Source organism: Pseudozobellia sp. WGM2, assembly GCF_017810075.1.
In the GTDB taxonomy this organism is placed as follows: Bacteria; Bacteroidota; Bacteroidia; order Flavobacteriales; family Flavobacteriaceae; genus JADNYK01.
The window spans coordinates 1-473 of the sequence record NZ_JADNYK010000046.1; the positions used below are offsets into that span (position 1 = coordinate 1).

General features: G+C 41.2%; 1 protein-coding gene. It reads right to left on the reverse strand.

Annotation, left to right across the window (positions count from 1 at the left end):
• On the reverse strand, window positions 1-473 hold a 473-nt coding region (locus IV512_RS19740; RefSeq protein ID WP_209406485.1), incomplete at both ends, for a hypothetical protein.

Sequence of the window (473 nt, forward strand, 5' to 3'; positions counted from 1 at the left end):
GAATGACTTTCAAGGCTTGCTCTAAAAGTGAGGTATCTTTAAGGCTACCACTCAATCTTAACAGCTCAAACAATGGGTCTGCGGTTAAGTGATCGAAATTTTTTAATTTATCAAAGTGCTCAAGAATAAATAACCCCAATCGCTCAGTGTTTTTTGGTACCTTTAAGCCTTGGCAAAATTCTAAATACTCAGTGGTTGGGTTGTTATGTTGCTGATCAGACTTAAAGCAGGTTGCAACCAAAGCAAACTTCATGACGTTGTCCGCTTGTTGCTCTCCCGCCATTCGCAGGCTAGATAACATCAATTGCCATTGGCTAGGATTATCATTCGATGCTTGATACAGTTTTGGCATAATGACATCAAGGACATTGAGCTGATAAAGCGTGTCAAAATAAATATCCGACCAAACTTGCGTTAACGCTTTTGACGTCTCTGACCATACGCGCTCAGCGACAAGATGACTCAGCTCACCT